This window comes from Streptomyces luteolus (assembly GCF_029968015.1).
Taxonomy (GTDB): Bacteria; Actinomycetota; Actinomycetes; order Streptomycetales; family Streptomycetaceae; genus Streptomyces; species Streptomyces luteolus.
Window position 1 is genome coordinate 69,162 of the sequence record NZ_JASCIS010000033.1, and the last position, 18,183, is coordinate 87,344.

Sequence of the window (18,183 nt, forward strand, 5' to 3'; positions counted from 1 at the left end):
GCCCTCCGCACCAAGGCAGACCTGGAGGAACCATGAGTGCCGCCGCACTGCGCCGCCTCACCCTGAGGGTGCTGGAACTGGCGGGAGTGCTGTTCATCGTCAGCGTCGGAGTCTTCTCCCTGGTGGTCCTGCTGCCCGGCGACCCCGCAGTCGACATCCTCGGCGCCGGACGGCCGCCGTCCGAGTACGCCGAACTCCGCCACGACATGGGGCTCGACCAGCCGCTGCACACCCGGTACTTCGACTGGCTCGGCGGCGTACTGACCGGCGATCTCGGCCGGTCGGTCGTGCCACCGCAGAGCGAGGTGAGTGACCGGGTGGTCTCGGCGCTGCCGGTGAGCGCCGAGATCGCCGTACTCGGTCTGCTCATCGCCCTGTTGATCGCCGTGCCGCTGGCCATGTGGTCCGCGTACCGCGAGGGCGGGATCGCCGACCGGATCATCGGGGCGGGCACCTTCGCCGTCCTGTCGGTGCCCAGCTTCCTGGCCGGACTGCTCCTTGTCATGGTGATGGTCAACTCGCTCGGCTGGTTCCCCCGGTCCGAGTGGGTACGGATCGGCGACGGAGATCTCCTCGGCAATCTGCACCACGCCTTCCTGCCGGCGCTCACCGTGGCCTTGGTCGAACTCGCCATGTTCGCCCGGGTGTTGCGCGGCGACCTGATCGTCACGCTCCGCGAGGACTTCATCCTCGCCGCGCGCGCCAAGGGCATGAGTCCGCTGCGGATTCTGTTCTCCGACGCGTTGCGCCCCTCCTCGTTCTCCCTGGTGACGCTGCTCGGCCTGAGCCTGGGCCGGCTGATCGGCAGCACCGTGATCGTGGAGTACCTCTTCTCGCTGCCCGGCATGGGATCGCTCGTCGTCAACGCCGCGAACCAGGGCGACTATCCGATGGTGCAGGGCGCCGTGCTGACCATCGCGGTCATCTACGTGGTGATCAATGCCGGCATCGACTTCTCGTACGGCTACCTCGACCCGAGGACGCGACGTGTTCATGTCTGAGATCGCTCCGCGTACGCGGACGGCGCTTGCACCGCCCGTCGTGGTGGCGACGGCGCTCGCCGTCGCCGGCCTCGTCCTGCTGGTGTTCGGCGCCACCACCCCCGTACTCATCGCACCTGCCAAGGCCGCCATCGCGCTGCTCGGCATCGGCCTGTTCCTCAACGGCGCCTCGCGGGTCGGCAAGGCGCTGGCCGGGCCGGGCTTCGACGTCCTCTTCTGGGCTTCCGCCGCCTGGCTGGTGCTGCTCGCCCTGGCCATCGTCTTCGTGGATTGGCTGCCGCTCGGCGAGGACCGGGACGTCGCGGCCACCGTCACCGAACCGGTCTTCGGCATCCCGACGTTCACCGGCACACATCCCCTCGGTACCAACGGCTCCGGCCTCGACCTGCTGGCCCGGTCCCTGTACGGCGCGCGGTCCTCGCTCCTGATCTCGCTGACAGCCGTCGTCGTGGGAACGATCGTCGGTGGGCTCATCGGGATCGTCGCCGGCTACTTCCGGAAGGCGGTGGACCGGGTGGTGGGCATGGCCACGAACTCACTGCTCGCCGTGCCCCCGCTGATCCTGCTCATCGCCCTCGCGACGGTCCTCGAACCGCGGCTGCGCAACGTCGCCCTGTCCCTGTCTCTGCTCACGATCCCCGGCATGGTGCGGCTGAGCCGGGCCACCACCGTGGCGTACGCCAACCGCGAATTCGTCACCGCCGCACGGGCCATGGGCGCCAAGCGCTCGCGCATCATGGCGCGCGAGCTGCTGCCGAACGTACTGCTGCCGATCATGTCGCTCGCCGTCGTGATGATCTCGGTCCTGATCGTCGCCGAGGCCTCCCTGAGCTTCCTCGGGCTCGGCATCCAGCCGCCCGAGCCCACCTGGGGAAACATGATCGCCGAAGGGGAGGGCGACGTCTTCGAGGCGCATCCCCACATCGTCCTGGTGCCGGGGGCGTTTCTCTTCCTCACCGTGTTCGCCTTCAACATCGTCGGCGAGAAGGCTCGTCAGCGGTGGGACTCCCGGAGCGTGAAACTGTGACGTCCGCACCCGTGCCCCTGCTCCAGGCCACCGACGTGGCCACCGTGTTCCGCACCCCGCGCGGCGCCATGCGCGCCGTCGACGGAGTCTCCCTGTCACTGGCCCGCGGGGAGACCCTGGGCATCGTCGGCGAGTCCGGCTCCGGAAAGTCCGTCCTCGGCCGCACCCTGATGGGCCTGATCACCGACGGCCCCGAAACCTCCGTCACCGGTTCCGTGCTCCTCGGCGGCAATGACGTGCACGCTCTCACCCCGGCCGGGCGCCGGACCCTGTGGGGCACCGAGGTCGCCATGGTCTTCCAGGATCCGATGACCTCCCTGAACCCGGTGAAGAAGATCGGGCGGCACCTGTCGGAGAGCGTCCGCCTCCACCTCGGCCTCAGCCGCGCTGAATCCCGGGACCGGGCCGTGGACCTGCTGTGCCAGGTCGGCATCCCCGAACCGGCCCGGCGCGCGGGCCAGTATCCGCACGAACTCTCCGGCGGCATGCGGCAGCGCGTGGTCATCGCCATGGCGCTGGCCTGCGGCCCTCGATTGCTGATCGCCGATGAACCCACCACCGCACTCGACGTCACCGTGCAGAAGCAGATCCTCGACCTGCTGCAGTCCCTCGGCGAGGAACTGCGGATGGCGACCATTCTGATCAGCCACGACCTGGGCACCATCGCGGGGAGGACCGACCGCGTCGCGGTGATGTACGCGGGCCGCCTCGTCGAACACGCCCGTACCGCCGAGGTGTTCGACAACCCCAGGCACCCGTACAGCCGGGCCCTGATCGCCTCGATTCCGCACCTGGACCTGTCCCCGCACACGCTGCTCCCCGCCATCGAAGGACGCCCACCCAATCTGCTGAACCCGCCGGCCGGCTGCCGGTTCGCGCCGCGGTGCGTGGTGGCCACGGACCTCTGTACGACTCAGTCGCCCGCCCTCACCGGCCGCGCGGGTGACGACACCGGCGGCGCGGTCGCCTGTCACCACCCGCTGGGAGCAGCCAAGGAGGCCACGGTATGACCCTCGCCCCTCATGCTCCCGCCACCCCAGAGCCCGCCCGCCCCGCACTCACCGTCCGCGACCTGGTCGTGGAATTTCCGGTGGGCCGCGGCCAGAAGGTGCACGCAGTCTCCGGCGTGGACCTCGACCTGCCGGCGGGCCGGACCCTCGGCATCCTCGGCGAGTCCGGCTGCGGGAAGTCGACCGTCGGCCGAGCCCTCATCCAGCTGCCACCCCCCGACGCCGGCACCGTCCGGCTCGGTGCCGAGGAACTCACCGCGCTCGGCCCCGAGGAGCTGCGCCGGGCGCGGGCCCGGATCCAGATCATCATGCAGGACCCGGTGTCCGCCCTGAATCCGCGCCGCAAGGTCAAGGACCTGGTGTGGGAGGGCCCGTCGATCTGGGGTCGCGCAGCGGCGGACAAGGACGCCGAGGTCGACGCGATCCTGCGCTCGGTCGGCCTCGACCCGGCGACCGTACGGGACCGCAGACCGCACGAGCTGTCCGGAGGCCAGTGTCAACGGGTGTGCATCGCACGGGCGTTGATGCTCGACCCGGAGGTGCTGATCTGCGACGAGCCCGTCTCCAGCCTCGACGTGTCCGTGCAGGCCCAGATCCTGAACCTGCTGGAGACCACGACCAGGGAACGCGGCCTGAGCATGGTGTTCATCGCCCACGACGTCTCCGTCGTCAAGAATGTCAGCGACCAGGTCATGGTCATGTACCTGGGCAAGGTCTGCGAGGTGCTGCCGTCCGACGGCATGCACCTGGCAGCGGTCCACCCGTACACCCGCCTGCTCCTGGCCTCGCTGCCCGAGGCTCAGCGCGGCCGAAGTGACGCCCTCGCGCACGCCAGTGCCTCCGCTGAACCGGCGGCCGTGGCAGCCGAGTTGCCTTCACCACTCGATCCGCCGTCGGGCTGCCGGTTCCGCACCCGGTGTCCGCTGGCCACCGACCGGTGCGCCGAGGAGGCACCAGGCCTCTTGGAGATCGCCCCGGGGCACCGGATCGCGTGCCACCACATCGAGTCCACCAGGAGCCTTCCGTGACGACCAGTCCCCAGCCGCCCGCCCCCGACGTGTTCGCCCCCGCCAAGCTCGGTCCCCTCCAGCTCCGCAATCGCGTCATCAAGGCCGCGACATACGAGGGACTCAGCCACAAATCGCTGGTCACCCGGGACCTGCTGGACTTCCATGTGGCCTACGCAAGGGGCGGCGTCGGCATGACGACCGTCGCGTACTGCGCCGTCGCCAGGGAGGGGCGAACCGACCGGCATCAGATCTACTGGACCGACGAGGCTATGCCCGGGCTGCGCCGGCTCACCGATGCCGTGCACGCCGAGGGCGCCGCGGTCTCCGCTCAGATCGGTCACGGCGGCCCCGTCGCCAGCCCCAAGGCCAACGGCGCCCCGGCACTCTCCCCGTCGAAGCACTTTCACCCCACTTCGCTGAGCTGGGCGCAGGAGGCGTCCGTAACGGACATCCGGCGTATCACCGAGGCCCATGCAGAGGCGGCGCGCCGTGCCGTCGAGGCGGGCTTCGACGCCGTCGAGGTGCACTTGGGCCACAACTACCTGGCCAGCTCGTTCCTCAGCCCCAAGGTCAACCACCGCATCGACGCCTACGGCGGAAGCCTGGAGAACCGGGCCAGGTTCGCCCGCGAGATCATGAAGGCCGTACGGGACGCGGTCGGCGGCCGTATGGCGGTCATTGCGAAGATGAACATGGACGACGGTGTGCCGGGCGGATTCTGGCTGGACGAGGCCATCCCGGTCGCGCAGTGGCTCGAACAGGACGGCACCGTCGACGCGTTGGAGATGACGGCGGGCAGTTCTCTGCTCAACCCGATGTACCTCTTCAAGGGCGACGCGCCGCTCAAGGAGTTCGCCGATGTCATGCCGCAGCCGATCAAGCTCGGGGTGAAGGCGGTCGGCAAGCGGTTCCTGCACAGCTACCCCTACCGGGACGCCTATCTCCTTGAGGACGCGCGCCAGATCCGGGCCGCTGTGGACCTGCCGATGATCCTGCTGGGCGGTATCACCGACAAACCGGTCATGGACCTGGCGATGCGGGAAGGCTTCGAGTTCGTGGCGATGGCCAGGGCCCTGCTGCGGGAGCCCGACCTGATCACCCGCTTGCAGAAGAACGCCGATACGCCGTCCCTGTGCATCCATTGCAACAAGTGCATGCCGACCAACTTCACCGGAACCCGCTGCGTCCTCGCCGACCGCGGCACCACCCGCCACGCGAGCTGGGGCAAGCCCGAAGGGTACGTGGCGTGAGAGGCCCGGACGCCGTCGCCACCGCCGCGGCCATCAGGAGCGGGGAGTGGGACGCCCGGAAGGTCACCGAGGAGGCGATCGCCCGCATAGAGGATCGTGACCCGGCCCTCGGCGCAGTGATCCACACCCGCTTCGAAGCAGCCCGCGCCGAAGTGGCGGCAGGGCTGCCGGACGGCCCGCTGCACGGCGTACCGATGCTCGTCAAGGACCTCGGCACCGAGGTCGACGGCCTGCCCGCGACCGGCGGCAGCAGGCTGTTCGCAGCCGTGACCGCCCGGCGCGACAGCGAGCTGGTGGCCCGCTACCGGCGGGCGGGAGCGGTCGTGCTCGGCACCACCAACACCCCCGAGCTGGGTCTCAACGCCTCCACCGAACCGGTACTGTACGGGCCCACCCGCAACCCGTGGAGCCCCGCGCACTCGCCGGGCGGCTCAAGCGGCGGCTCGGCGGCGGCGGTGGCCGCCGGCCTGGTCCCCGTCGCGCACGCCAGCGACGGCGGGGGATCGATCCGCATCCCGGCCGCGGCCTGCGGCCTCTTCGGCCTGAAACCGAGCCGCGGCAGGGTCTCGCCCGCCCCGCGGCCCACCACCCTGTCGGGCCTCGTCTCCGGGCACCACGCCATCACCATGACTGTGCGGGACAGCGCGCTGCTGCTCGACATCGCGGCAGGCCCGCTCCCCGGTGACGCGTACGCGGCCCCCGAACCGTCCGCCCCGTTCGCGACACTCGCCCGCCATGACCCGGGAAGACTGCGGATCGGCCTGCTCACCGAGCTGCCCGACGGCCCGGACGTGCACCCGGAGTGCGCGGCCGCCGCACGCGGCGCGGGCCTGCTGTGCGAACGCCTCGGTCACCACGTCGTGCAGGCCACCGCCCGCTACAAACCAGAGGACGTAGGCCGGACATCCGGGGTCCTGATGGGCGCAGACCTCGTGGCGCAGATCGACGCTCGCCTCGCGGACCTCGGCAGGCCCCTGGCAGACGACGACATCGAACCCTTCACTCGCGTCCTGTACGAGCACTACCGGGCCCTGCCCGCGGCCGATGTGAGCCGCGCGCTGCGCCGCGTCCAGGAGATCGGCTGGGAGGTCGGCGCCGCGTTCCGCGAGTGCGACGTGCTGCTCAGCCCGACCCTCGCGCGTCCGACACCGCGCCTCGGCACGCTCAACACGACCCGGCCCGAGTCCATCTACGAGCACGCCTCCGTCTACGCCGCCCTCACCAGCATCCACAACGTCACCGGTATGCCCGCGATGTCGGTCCCCTTCGGCCACGACGGCGAAGGCCTGCCGCTGGGCGTCCAGTTCGCCGCGCCCCTCGGCGGCGAGGGCGTGCTCCTGGCCCTCGCCGGGCAGCTGGAAAGGTCGGCGCCGTGGGGATGCCCGCCTGCCCCGTGACCCCGGCTCATGCCGTAGGCGAGGAGGCTCGTTGGAGCTGAGCCGGTTCCTTGGCTTCTAGGGACCGAGCCGCGAGGTCTGGGGCGCCGTTTCGGGTGCGGCCTCGACGATCGGGCTAAGGCAACTCGGCAAGCGGGAGGTGATGGTCGCGTTGCTGGAACGCGACCATCACCTCGTCCCTGTCGGGCAGGTGATCCTGGCGGACAAGGGTTTCGCCGGGCGGGAGTTCGAGGCAAGCCTCACCGCGCGCCTGTGTGTGCCTCTCGTGCGGCCGGACAGGCAGGACGAGTCGGCCCGGCACGGCCAGCTGGCCCGTGTCCGCCAGTGGATCGAGGCGGTGTTCGACACCCTCGAAGGCCAACTCATCCTCGAAGAACACGGAGGCAGAACACCGGCTGGAGTCGCCCGCACCCGCCAACGACTCTTCGCCCTCGCGGCCGGCATCTGGCCCAACTGGACCACCGGCACCGAGATCAAACGATCCCTGATCACCTGCGCCCACTGAAGACATTGGACTCATTCATCTAGGAGGCGGAGACACTGTGTGATGCCTCCGTCAGCCTGGGCAACTACTGGACCCGGTTCTACGTGGTCTACCAACTCGCCCTGATTGCTCTGTTCAAGGACCAAAATCGTGAGGCGTCGGACCGTGCCCGCGACATGCAGGACGCGAAGCGGCGCATCGGCGACCGGTTCCGCACCGCCCGGGACCTGGATCTGGTGCGCCAGTTGGTCCGCACAGGGAGACCCGGACCGTGCGGTCACCGTGATCGGGGCGAGCAACCAGTACGGGCGCGCTGTCGGCCTGCTGCGGTGCGGACTCCCCGAAGTGCTCCCGCTGTGCGAGCAGACCGGAACCGAACCAGAGAGGTACTCGGCGACGCGGAGTACGCCGGGCGGCTGCCGACGAAGCCATCCACGGCTCCGGAACCCCTGTTGCTTGCCGTACTCGGATACGACAGGCTGGGGTGAGCCGGGCTCCCGAGGCCACGGGGCAGGGGCACGACGCGTCCGTCCGCCGGCGAGCCGTGCCACCACCCCGACGCGTCACCCCGCTCGGACGACCTGGAGCGGAACCGTTTGGGGATGCACGCAATGCCAGCGGTGTCCGTCGGTGTCCCCGCCTTCGTCGGGGAACGAGCTCGTGCACGCGTCGTCCGCCTTCCAGCAGCGGGTGCGGAACGGGCAGCCGGTGGGTGGGTTCGTGGCGGAGGGCACGGGGCCGTGCAGCACGATCCGTTCCGGGCGCTCGAGGAGACTCGGTGTCGCGGACAGCAGGGCTTCTGTGTACGGGTGCCTGGAGCCGCCTGTGACCTGGTCGGACGGCCCCTCCTCGACGACACGGCCCAGGTAGAGCACGGCGATGCGGTCCGCGAGGTAGCGCACGGTCTGGACGTCGTGGGAGATGAACACCATGCCGAGGCCGAGGCGTTCGCGCAGATCGGTGAGGAGGTTGAGGATCTGGGCGCGCACCGACACGTCCAGGGCGCTGGTGGGTTCGTCGGCGACGATCAGTTCCGGTTCGAGTGCCAGGGCACGGGCGATGGCCACGCGTTGGCGCTGGCCGCCGGACAACTGGCCGGGGAGCGCTTCCAAGGTGTGACCGGGCAGGCCCACCAGGTCGAGGAGTTCCGCGACGCGCGCCTCGCGCGCCTCTTTCGTGCCGCGCCGGTGCACGTCCAGGGGATCGCGCAGAATCCTGCGGACGGGCAAGCGCGGGTTCAGCGCGGTGGACGGATCCTGGAAGACCACGCCCACGGACGGCCCGAAGCCGGAGCGGCGTTCGGACGCCGACATCTCCCACAAGTTCCTTCCGCGGAAGAGGACTTGCCCCTCCGTGGGCCGCTGCAGCCCGGTGACCACTCGGGCCAGTGTCGACTTGCCGCAGCCCGATTCGCCGACGAGGCCGAGGATCTCGCCGCGGCGCACCTCCAGGGAGGCGTCGGTGAGGGCGTAGACGGAGTCCCGGCGGAAGACGCCGCCGCTGCGGGCCTTGTGCCGTACGTGGACGTGGTCGAGTCGGATCAGCGGGTCCGAGGTGGTGACCTGGGTGTCCGGAGTGTGTTGCGTCGCGGTCATCGGTGGCTCCCCAAGGGCTGCGCCGAGTGAGAGGCGGTTGCGGGGTGGTGGCAGGCGAACCGGTGATCGTCCGAGCCGCCCCGGTCGTCGGCGGGTGGTGGCGTGGTGGTGCACACCTCGGTGGCCGTCGCGCAGCGCGAGGCGAAACGGCAGCCTGCTCCGAACGATCGGGGTGCGGGGACCACGCCGCGGATCTGGTGCAGCCGCTCCGCGCCAGCCTCCAGGGACACGACGGAGCCGAGCAGGCCCCGGCTGTAGTGGTGCGCCGGGTCGGTCAGCAGCGAGCGAGTGGCGCCGGCCTCGGCGATCTGGCCCGCGTACATCACGGCCACCCGGTGGGCGAGGTCGCCGACGAGGGCGAGGTCGTGCGAGACGAGGACCATGGCGAAGCCGAGTTCGTCACGCAGCTTCACCAAGAGCTCGACGACCTGGGCCTGGACGGTGACGTCCAGAGCGGTCGTCGGCTCGTCCGCGATGAGCAGGCGCGGGCTGCGGGAGAGGGCCATCGCGATGAGGACGCGCTGGCGCTGGCCGCCTGACAGCTCATGGGGGTAGCTGCGCAGGGTGCGCTCGGGGGAGAGGCCGACCAGTTCGAGGAGTTCGGCGGGTGTACGGGTGCCGCCGCGCGAGGTGAGCCGCTTGAGCTGGGTGCCGATGAGGACCGACGGGTTCAGGGACGACATGGCGTCCTGGTAGACCATCGCGATCTCCGGGCCCATCAGGGCGCGGCGTTCCTTGGGCGAGAGCGCGAGCAGGTCGCGGCCGCGGTAGCGGATCTCGCCCTCGACCTCGGCGTTGCGGGCGAGCAGGCCCATGATCGCGAGGCTGGTGATGGACTTGCCGCATCCCGACTCGCCGACCAGGCCGAGCGTCTCGCCCTCACGGACGACGAAGGAGATGCCGTCGACCACACGGGTGTCGCCGTACCGGTCGGGGAAGCGGATGGTCAGGTCGCGGACGGTGAGCAGCTCGGCGGCGTCGGCGGCCACCGGCCGGACGGCGGGCTCGGACTGCAACAGGCGCTCCGCGAGTTCGGCGAGCGCGGCATCCACATCACTCTGCTGCACGATCGCACTGGAGGCGGCGGCGCCCGGGGTCTCCTCGCCGCCGGTGCGGGACTTGTCCGGCGAGGCCGCCGCGTCCGTCATGCCCTCGGAAAGGATGTTCAGGGCGAGCACGGTGATCAGCAGGCACAGGCCGGGGAAGAAAGTGGCCCACCAGCCGCCGGACAGCAGAATCTGCCGGCCGTAGGCAAGGACGCTTCCCCAGCTCGGGTCGGGGTCCTGCACTCCGGCGCCGATGAAGGACAGGCTCGCCTCGAAGATGATCGAGTCGGCGACCATGACGGTGGCGAACACCAGCACCGGGGCTGCGCAGTTGATCGCGACATGGCGGGACACGATGTAGCCGCGGCGGGCGCCGATGACGTGTTCGGCGGCAACGTAGTCCTCGCCGTACTGCTCCAGTACGTTCGCGCGGACCACGCGGGCCAGCGACGGCGCGTACACGAACGCGATGGTGAAGATGATCACCGGGAGGCTGGGGCCGAAGACCGCGACCAGAACGGCCGCCAAGGCGATCGGCGGGAACGACATGATGACGTCGAGCGTGCGCATCACCGACTCGTCGGCGAGTTTGCGCGAGGTGGCGGCGAGCGCCCCGAGCAGCGAGCCGAGGGCGAGGGACAGCAGCGTCGCGCCGAAGCCGATGGTGAGTGAGTAGCGGGCGCCGTGCACGACGCGGGCGAAGACATCGCGGCCGGCCCGGTCGGTGCCGAACCAGTGCTCGCCGCTGGGCGCTTGGGCCGGGGTGCCGGTGGCGAGCGGGTCCTGAGTGAGCAGGGGCGCGAAGACGGCGCCGAGGACGACGACCAGGAGCACGCCGAGCGCGATCCGCGAGGTCAGCGGTAGGCGTCGCAGCCGGACGCCGGGCCGGGCGAGGCGCCCGGAGAGGGAGCGTGGGGCGAGCATCACACCGTCCTGATACGCGGGTTGACGAGCAGGTAGAGCAGGTCGACGACGACGTTGACCACGAGGAACGCGATGGCGATGGTGATCACGGTGCCCTGCACGAGCCCGACGTCACCCCCCGTGACGCCTTCGAGGATCAGCTTGCCCATGCCGGGCAGGTCGAAGATGGCCTCGATGACGACGGCACCGCTGAGCAGATAGCCGACCTTGACGCCGAGCACGGTGAGTGGGGTGACGAGGGCGTTCCGCAGCACTGACCGGATGATCAGGGACGGCGGCAGACCGCTGCCGCGCGCGGTGCGCACATAGTCGCGGGCCAGCTCGGCCACCATCGAGGTACGGATGAGTCGGGCGAGGGACGCCGCCACCGGCAGTGCGAGCGAGATCGCGGGGAGTGCCATGGAGTGCAGCCAGCCGCTGAAGGACTCCGCCGGATTGACGTATCCGCCGGTAGGGAAGAGCGGTGTGTTCAGGGCGAACTGCTGGATGAGCAGCACTCCGAGCCAGAACGAGGGCAGGGCGATGCCGGCCATCGACACGACGCGGAACACCTGGTCCGGCCAGCGGTCGCGGTACATCGCGCTGGTGACTCCCAGGACCAGCGCGAGCACGACGGCCAGCGCGAGTCCCAGCAGCGTGAGCTGGAGCGTGAGCGGGAACGCGGTGGTGATGCGGTCGATGACGGGCTGACTCGGTGGCACGGTGACGCCGAGGTCACCCTGGACGAGCTGGCCCAGGAAGTTGAAGTACCGCACCGGCAAGGGGTCGTTGAGGCCCTGGGCCTCGGCGAACGCGGCTCGCGCTTCGGGGCTCGCGCTGTCGCCGAGCGCGTTGTACGCGGGATCGGCCGGCGAGAACTGCAGGACCACGAAGACCAGCAGCGCAATGCCGAGGATCAGCACCGGCATCATCGCGACGCGGCGGAGCGCGAGCCGGAGAAATGCAACCATCGTGAGGTTCCTAGAGATTGGGGCCGGGCCCGCCCGCGTCAGGGAGCGAGCGGGCCCGGCGGCCTTGCTGTGCGACGCTCAGGCGCGGCCGACGTCGACGAAGGACAGACCGGTCGTGGGCAGCGGCTTGAAGCCGGTCAGCGCGTCGCCGGCCCAGGCGGTCGGCAGCTTGCGGTGCAGCACCGGATAGAGCGCGGCCTCCTCGGCGACCAGATCCATGACCTGGCCCCACAGCTCCTTGCGCTTGCCCTCGTCGACTGCGCTCGCGGCCTTGTTGAGCAGCGACTTGGTCTTCTTGTACGCGTCGGAACCGGCCCACCCGTAGCGCTTTTCGGGCCAGAACCCGTAGTAGAACCAGCGCAGCAGCAGGTCGGCGTCGTTGCCGAAGACGGACGGGTCGCCCGGTGCGACCAGAGCGTCGAAGGAGCCCTTGTCGACCTTCGCGTACTGGGCGGGGGACTGCGCGATGTCGAGCTTGACGTCGACGCCGACGGCGGCCCAACTCTCCTTGATGAGCGGCGCGATGTCCTTGACCCAGCCGGTGTCGGTGAGCAGCAGCGTGAACGACAGTCCCTTCGCCCCGGCGTCGGCGAGCAGCTTCTTCGCCTTGGCGACGTCGTGGCTGTAGACGGTCGAGGCCTTGTGGTAGTCCGGGTGGGTCTGCGGCACATAGCCGCTGGCCGGTTCGGCGTTGCCGAGCAGCGCGGTTTTGATGATCTTCTCGGTGTCCAGGGCGTAGTGCAGCGCCTGACGCACCCGCTTGTCCTCGAACCGCTTGTCCTTGCAGTTGAACATCAGGAACAGCAGACCGAACGACTGCACCGACTCGACCTTGTTCTTGCCGGTGAAGCCCTTCATGTCGATGTACGGCACGTCCTCGATGGCCTGCACACGTCCGGACTGCAGGGCGCTCACCCGGGCGGAGGGGTCGGCCATGAGGCGCCAGACCATCTTCTTGGCCTTGGCCGGGTGCGGGCCGTTGTACTTGTCGTACGCCTCCATCACGATCTTGTCCTGGCGCACCGCGGACACGAAGCGGTAGGGGCCCGAGCCGACGGGCTTGGCGTCGAACGCCTTGGCGTCCGCACCCGCGATCTTCTTCGGCACGATCCGCACCACGGATATGCGGGAGGGGAACAGCGCGAAGGGGTGCTTCAGTTTGAACTCGACCGTGCTCTTGTCGACCGCGCTCACCTTGTCGATGAACGGCACGAACTGCGCCATCAGCGAGGCGTTCTTCGGATCCAGGACGCGCTCGAAGCTGAAGACCACGTCGTCGGCGGTGACGGGGGAGCCGTCGTGGAACGTGGCGCCCTTGCGCAACACGGCGCGGTACGTCGTCGCGTTGATTTTCTTCGGCATGTCGGTGGCCAGCGCGGGCCGGGCGACAAGGGTGGCCGGGTCGAGGTCGACCAGCCCCTCGAAGATGTGCATGTTCGCGGCGTACGGGGTGGCGCCAGAGGTGATCATCGGGTCGAAACCCGTGGACAGCGGGTACGAGAGACCGGCCTCGATCGTGCCGGAGCCGCTGCCCCCGGACTGCTTCGCCCCGTCGCCGCTGGAGGCCGGGCCGCCGCAGGCAGTCAGGCCGGCGGTGATCGCGGTCGTCACACCGATGGCGCTCGTGTATCTCATAAAGGTGCGGCGATCCACGCCGGCAGTGCTGCGCGAGGGCAAGGGTCCTCCAAGCGGAAGAAGGGAGACTGAGAATGGCCGGAGAAGCGGCCGTTCTGGCGGCAAGTGCGGTTGACGTCCCACCGCTTGGGCATCAGATGTCTGATGTCCGATGCCTTGATAGTGTGGGAAGGTAGTCCGACCAAAGGGAGGGGTCAAGAGGTGGCGGTGGACCAGAAGGCGGTGAGTCCGGTAGCGCCGGAAGCCAAGTCGGCACGGCAGCCGCTGAGGCAGGAGGTCGTCGACGGCATCAAGTCATACATCCTCCGGAACAAGCTCCGCCCCGGCGATCCGCTGCCCACCGAGTCCGCCTTGTGCGAGGCGCTCGGCGCGAGCCGCTCCAGTGTGCGCGAGGCCATCAGGATCCTCACCGCGCTCGATATCGTCGAGGTGCGCCACGGGCACGGGACCTATGTGGGCCGTCTGAGCATGTCCGCCCTGGTCGAGAGCCTCACCTTCCGCGGGCTGCTCAGTCCCGACGACGACTTCCAGGTCATGGCCGATCTCATCGAGGTGCGTGAGCTCTTCGAGCGGGGCATGGCCGAGCGGCTCGTCGAAGCGCTCGACACGGAGCAGATCGACCGGCTCCAGGGCCACGTCGACGTGATGCGCGAGGCGGGCGCGGGCAAGGGGCACGGTTTCGTCGACGCCGACCGGTCCTTTCACGCGCTGCTCGTGGCCCCGCTCGGCAACGACCTCATCGGACAGCTGTCCGCGGCGTTCTGGGACGTGTACGTCATCGTCGCCCCACACCTCGACGTGTTCACGCACGAGCACGAGGCGGCGACCATCGCTCAACACCAGCGCATCGTGGACGCCGCACGCGCCCGCGATGCCGTCGAGTTCGCCGAGGCTCTGAGCGAGCACTACGAACCGGTGCGTCGGCGGATCGCGGAGGCTCGAGCCCGGCGCTGATCCTGCGCTTCGGCCTGGCGGCGCACACCCCGATGGGGGTGTGCGCCGCTTCGTCGTATCTGTCCACGGTCAGCGCCGCCCCGAACTGCTCCATGCTGCGAGGCACTTGACGAGTCCTGCGGAGGACCGTAAGGTCCCCGAAACAGCAGACATCAGACGTCTGTCATTGCGTTGATCACTGCCGCACTCCATGTCTCCGCGCCTGCGCCGCGCGACGCACTCCTCACCCAGCGGGGCCCTCTTCATGCCACTGACGGACCTCTCTCTCGCCCAGTGCCTGGCACTGCGGCCCGACCTCGACGAGCCCGCCGACCTGGACCGGTTCTGGAGCCGGACCCTCGACCAGGCGCGCGCCACCGTCGCCCGCCCTTCCTTCACCCCGGTCGACACCGGGCTGACCCAGGTGACGACCTACGACGTGACGGTGCCCGGCTTCGACGGCGAACCCGTGCGAGGCTGGCTCCACCTGCCGACCGGCGTGCGTGAACCGCTGGGCTGCATCGTCGAGTTCCTCGGATACGGCCGCGGTCGGGGCCTCGCGCACGAGCAACTCCTGTGGGCGAGCGCCGGATACGCGCACTTCATCATGGATACGCGAGGCCAGGGCTGGTCGACCGCGGGCGGCGACACCGCTGACACGGCGAGTCTCGGCGGGGCTGTTCCCGGGTTCCTGACCCGGGGCGTCGACAGTCCGCAAAGCCACTACTACCGGCGGGTGTTCACGGACGCGGTGCGCTGTGTCGATGCCGTGCGTGAACACCCGGCCGTCGACCTGGACCGGATCGTCGTGACCGGAATCAGTCAGGGCGGCGGCATTGCCCTCGCGGTAGCCGGACTCGTTCCGGGCCTGGCCGGGGTGATGCCCGATGTGCCGTTCCTGTGCGACTTCCGGCGCGCCGCACGGATCTCAGCCACGAGCCCGTACACCGAGATCGCCGAGTACCTGCGCCTGCACCGCGACCGCACCGACACCGTGTTCAGCACGCTGTCCTACGTCGACGCCGCGCTGCTGGCCTCCAGGGCCACGGCGCCGGCTCTGTTCTCCATCGCGATGATGGACGACATCTGCCCTCCCTCCACCTGCTTCGCCGCCTATCACCGCTACGCCGGCGCCAAGGACATCCGCGTCTACGAGTTCAACGGTCACGAAGGCGGCGGCGGCCATCACCGGCGCGAACAGCTCAGGTGGATACGGGAGTTGCTCGCGCCCCCACACCCCACCGGCGCTCCACCCCTGCACGACCCTCAACTCGCCTGACCCAATCGAGAAGAGGTCTCCGTCCATGCAGCGAAGAGTCACCCTGGCCACCCTCGCCGCGGCGCTCGCCGTCGTGGCCGCCACGACGACCAGCGCCAACGGCGCCACGACCGGAACGCTCACCTCGCAGGACCTGGCGACCGCCGGCACCGGTTCGCCGTACTACCGCATCCCCGCGCTGACCAAGACCACCAAGGGCACCCTGCTCGCCGCCTACGACGCCCGCCCCACGCTCAGCGATCTGCCCGGCAACCTGAGCATAGTGCTGCGCCGCAGCACTGACGGCGGCGCGACCTGGCAGGCACAGCAGACCATCCGCAAGGACGCGGCCCCCAAGGGCTACGGCGATCCGAGCCTGCTCGTAGACCGCGAGACCGGACGCATCTTCGTCTTCTACGCCGCCTCCGTGAACCAGGGCTTCTTCGGCTCGGCCACCGGCAACGACGAGTCCGACCCGGACATCCTGCAGGCCGACTACAGCTACTCCGACGACGACGGCCTCACCTGGAAGCACGAGCGGATCACCGCCGACATCAAGAACCCCGCCTGGGCCGGCATGTTCGCGGCCTCCGGCGAGGGCATCCAACTGCGGCACGGCACCTACAAGGGACGCCTGATCCAGCAGTACGCGATCCGCAACAACGGCGCCAACTACGCGGTCAGCGCCTACAGCGACGACCACGGCAAGAGCTGGAAGATGGGCAAGCCGGTCGGCCCCGGAGGCGACGAGAACAAGACCGTCGAACTCTCCGACGGACGGGTCATGCTCAACAACCGCTCGGCCCCCTACCGGACAGTGGCGTACTCCACCGACGGCGGCGTCACCTACACCCCGTTCCAGCAGGACACCGAGCTGCCCGACCCCGCCAACAACGGCTCCATCACCCGCTTCGCCCCGGGCGTGAACGCCTCCCACCCGCGCGCGCAGTGGCTGATGTTCAGCAACACCGCGACCACCAGCAGCCGGAGCAACCTCACCGTCCGCCTGTCCTGCGACAACGGCAAGAACTGGCCCGTGCGCAAGACCGTCGAGGCCGGATCGGCCGCGTACTCGACCCTCACGCCCCTGAGCGACGGCACTTCGGCAAACCCGCGGATGGGGCTGCTGTGGGAGCGCGACAACTACAAGCACATCACGTACTCCTCCTTCGACCTGCGGTGGCTCGGCGGCGTCTGCGCACCCGTCACCATCACTCCGCCCGAGACCCTGAAGGCCGGCGCAACTACCGACATCGACGTCCGCGTCGTCAGCCAGAACGACGTGGCCCTGCCCGCCGGGTCGGTGAAACTGAAGCTGCCGCAGGGCTACAGCGCCCCGGACGTGCCCGTTCCCGCACTCAAGCCCGGCCAGGGAGCGACCGTGAAGGTACCCGTCACGGTGCCCGCGTCCGCGACCGCCGGCACCGTCAAGGCCACAGCGGACTATCAGACACGTGGCTCGCAACACGCCTACGGCGACGCCTCATTGACCATCACCACCCCGTGACGCCGGCGGGGCCGCCCGCTCGTCGTGCGGCCCCGCCTCGCCCGTACCAGCCACGCACAACTGGAGTTCCCATGTCCTGGTCCCAGCCCCTCCGCGGCGTCGTACCGCCCGTCTGCACACCCCTGGACGCCGCAGGTGAGGTCGACACGGCCTCGCTCACCCGGCTCGTCGAACATCTCGTGGACGGCGGCGTACACGGCCTGTTCGCGCTGGGCTCCAGCAGCGAAGTCGCCTTCCTCACCGACCACCAGCGGACCGTGGCTCTGGAGACGGTCGTCGACGCGGTGAACGGACGCGTCCCGGTCCTCGCCGGTGCCATCGACATGACCACCCCCCGTGTCGAAGAACACGCCCGGGACGCGCTGGCGGTCGGTGCCGACGCCTTGGTCGCCACCGCTCCGTTCTACGCCCGCACACACCCCGTCGAGATAGCCCGCCACTTCCGCATCCTGCGTGAGCGGGTCGACCTGCCGCTGTTCGCCTACGATGTGCCGGTCTCCGTGCACAGCAAGCTCTCGGCCTCACTGGTCCGGGAGCTGGCCGAGGACGGCACGATCATCGGCCTCAAGGACAGCAGCGGCGACGAGGGATCGCTGCGCCGCCTGGTGGTCGAACTCGGCGGACGGCACGGCCGAGCCGACGGCCCGGCTCCCAACTTCAGCATCCTCACCGGATCCGAACTGACCGTGGACGCCGTCTTGTTGGCGGGCGTCGACGGAGTCGTGCCGGGCCTTGGTAACGTGGACCCCGCCGGATACGTCCGCCTCTACGACGCCGTGCGCGGCGGCGACCTGGATATCGCCGTGAAGGAACAGGAGCGCCTCGTCGAGCTGTTCGGTCTCGTCGACGCCGGCCCGGAGAGCGAGATGGGGCGGAACTCCTCGGCCATCGGCGCGTTCAAGCACGCCCTTCGCCTGCTTGGCGTGTTCAGCCATGGAGTCACCGCCGACCCGCAGATCCAGCTGGGCGCGGACTCCGTCGCGTTCGTCGAGCAGCACCTGCGGGCCGCCGGCCTGCTCCCTGTCCGATGAGGAACCCTCAGCCGGTCATCGGCCTCGACCTGGGCGGCACGAAGATCGACGCCGCCCTAGGACTTGTCCGGACGATTATGTGACTGTTTCGGGCCCAGGTCGTTGTTCTGGGCATGGGGCGGGGT

General features: G+C 69.7%; 14 protein-coding genes and 1 pseudogene. 11 read left to right on the plus strand and 4 right to left on the minus strand.

Annotated elements, in window-relative coordinates:
• The first annotated feature begins 32 nt into the window (after positions 1–32).
• From QIT00_RS27285 to QIT00_RS27315, 7 genes and pseudogenes are all read left to right on the plus strand, one after another.
• Complete coding sequence (locus QIT00_RS27285) at positions 33–1,001, plus strand: ABC transporter permease (protein ID WP_282538074.1); 969 nt, start codon at positions 33–35, stop codon at positions 999–1,001.
• Positions 994–2,028 carry an ABC transporter permease gene (locus tag QIT00_RS27290; RefSeq protein WP_282538075.1) on the plus strand — a complete coding sequence of 345 codons (1,035 nt, stop codon included), beginning with the start codon at positions 994–996 and terminating at the stop codon, positions 2,026–2,028. Before QIT00_RS27285 ends, QIT00_RS27290 begins: the two co-directional genes overlap by 8 nt.
• Positions 2,025–3,038: an ABC transporter ATP-binding protein gene (locus QIT00_RS27295; protein ID WP_282538076.1), complete on the plus strand. Its 1,014-nt coding sequence runs from the start codon at positions 2,025–2,027 to the stop codon at positions 3,036–3,038. Before QIT00_RS27290 ends, QIT00_RS27295 begins: the two co-directional genes overlap by 4 nt.
• Positions 3,035–4,066 (plus strand): oligopeptide/dipeptide ABC transporter ATP-binding protein, encoded by a 1,032-nt coding sequence (locus QIT00_RS27300; protein WP_282538077.1) that lies wholly within the window; start codon positions 3,035–3,037, stop codon positions 4,064–4,066. Before QIT00_RS27295 ends, QIT00_RS27300 begins: the two co-directional genes overlap by 4 nt.
• Positions 4,063–5,298, plus strand: coding sequence for an NADH:flavin oxidoreductase (locus QIT00_RS27305; protein WP_282538078.1), 1,236 nt, complete (start codon positions 4,063–4,065; stop codon positions 5,296–5,298). Before QIT00_RS27300 ends, QIT00_RS27305 begins: the two co-directional genes overlap by 4 nt.
• On the plus strand, positions 5,295–6,695 hold the full coding sequence (locus tag QIT00_RS27310) for an amidase (protein WP_282538079.1): 1,401 nt from the start codon (positions 5,295–5,297) through the stop codon (positions 6,693–6,695). The genes QIT00_RS27305 and QIT00_RS27310 overlap by 4 nt, the downstream gene beginning before the upstream one ends.
• 121 nt (positions 6,696–6,816) lie before the next feature.
• Positions 6,817–7,200 (plus strand): annotated as a pseudogene (locus QIT00_RS27315) (IS982 family transposase); the annotation flags it as partial.
• Positions 7,201–7,742: 542 nt separating this feature from the next.
• Here QIT00_RS27315 and QIT00_RS27320 read toward each other — a convergent pair.
• From QIT00_RS27320 to QIT00_RS27335, 4 genes are all read right to left on the minus strand, one after another.
• A complete protein-coding gene (locus tag QIT00_RS27320; RefSeq protein ID WP_282538090.1) occupies positions 7,743–8,723 on the minus strand; it encodes an oligopeptide/dipeptide ABC transporter ATP-binding protein in 981 nt (326 codons plus the stop codon).
• A gap of 47 nt (positions 8,724–8,770) precedes the next feature.
• Positions 8,771–10,744, minus strand: coding sequence for a dipeptide/oligopeptide/nickel ABC transporter permease/ATP-binding protein (locus QIT00_RS27325; RefSeq protein ID WP_282538080.1), 1,974 nt, complete (start codon positions 10,742–10,744; stop codon positions 8,771–8,773).
• Positions 10,744–11,694, minus strand: a complete 951-nt coding sequence (locus QIT00_RS27330; RefSeq protein ID WP_282538081.1) for an ABC transporter permease — start codon at positions 11,692–11,694, stop codon at positions 10,744–10,746. The genes QIT00_RS27325 and QIT00_RS27330 overlap by 1 nt, the downstream gene beginning before the upstream one ends.
• Before the next feature lie 78 nt (positions 11,695–11,772).
• Positions 11,773–13,329, minus strand: a complete 1,557-nt coding sequence (locus QIT00_RS27335) for an ABC transporter substrate-binding protein (protein ID WP_282538082.1) — start codon at positions 13,327–13,329, stop codon at positions 11,773–11,775.
• A gap of 207 nt (positions 13,330–13,536) precedes the next feature.
• Here QIT00_RS27335 and QIT00_RS27340 point away from each other — a divergent pair, with 207 nt between their 5' ends.
• The 4 genes from QIT00_RS27340 (at position 13,537) to QIT00_RS27355 (ending at position 18,058) form a co-directional block, all read left to right on the plus strand.
• Positions 13,537–14,283 carry a FadR/GntR family transcriptional regulator gene (locus QIT00_RS27340; protein WP_408909860.1) on the plus strand — a complete coding sequence of 249 codons (747 nt, stop codon included), beginning with the start codon at positions 13,537–13,539 and terminating at the stop codon, positions 14,281–14,283.
• Positions 14,284–14,527: 244 nt separating this feature from the next.
• A complete protein-coding gene (locus QIT00_RS27345) occupies positions 14,528–15,541 on the plus strand; it encodes an acetylxylan esterase (protein ID WP_282538084.1) in 1,014 nt (337 codons plus the stop codon).
• Positions 15,542–15,566: 25 nt separating this feature from the next.
• The gene (locus QIT00_RS27350) at positions 15,567–17,027 is read left to right on the plus strand and encodes an exo-alpha-sialidase (protein WP_282538085.1); all 1,461 of its coding nucleotides are present in this window, start codon (positions 15,567–15,569) and stop codon (positions 17,025–17,027) included.
• A gap of 71 nt (positions 17,028–17,098) precedes the next feature.
• Positions 17,099–18,058, plus strand: a complete 960-nt coding sequence (locus QIT00_RS27355; protein ID WP_282538086.1) for a dihydrodipicolinate synthase family protein — start codon at positions 17,099–17,101, stop codon at positions 18,056–18,058.
• Positions 18,059–18,183 lie beyond the last annotated feature (125 nt).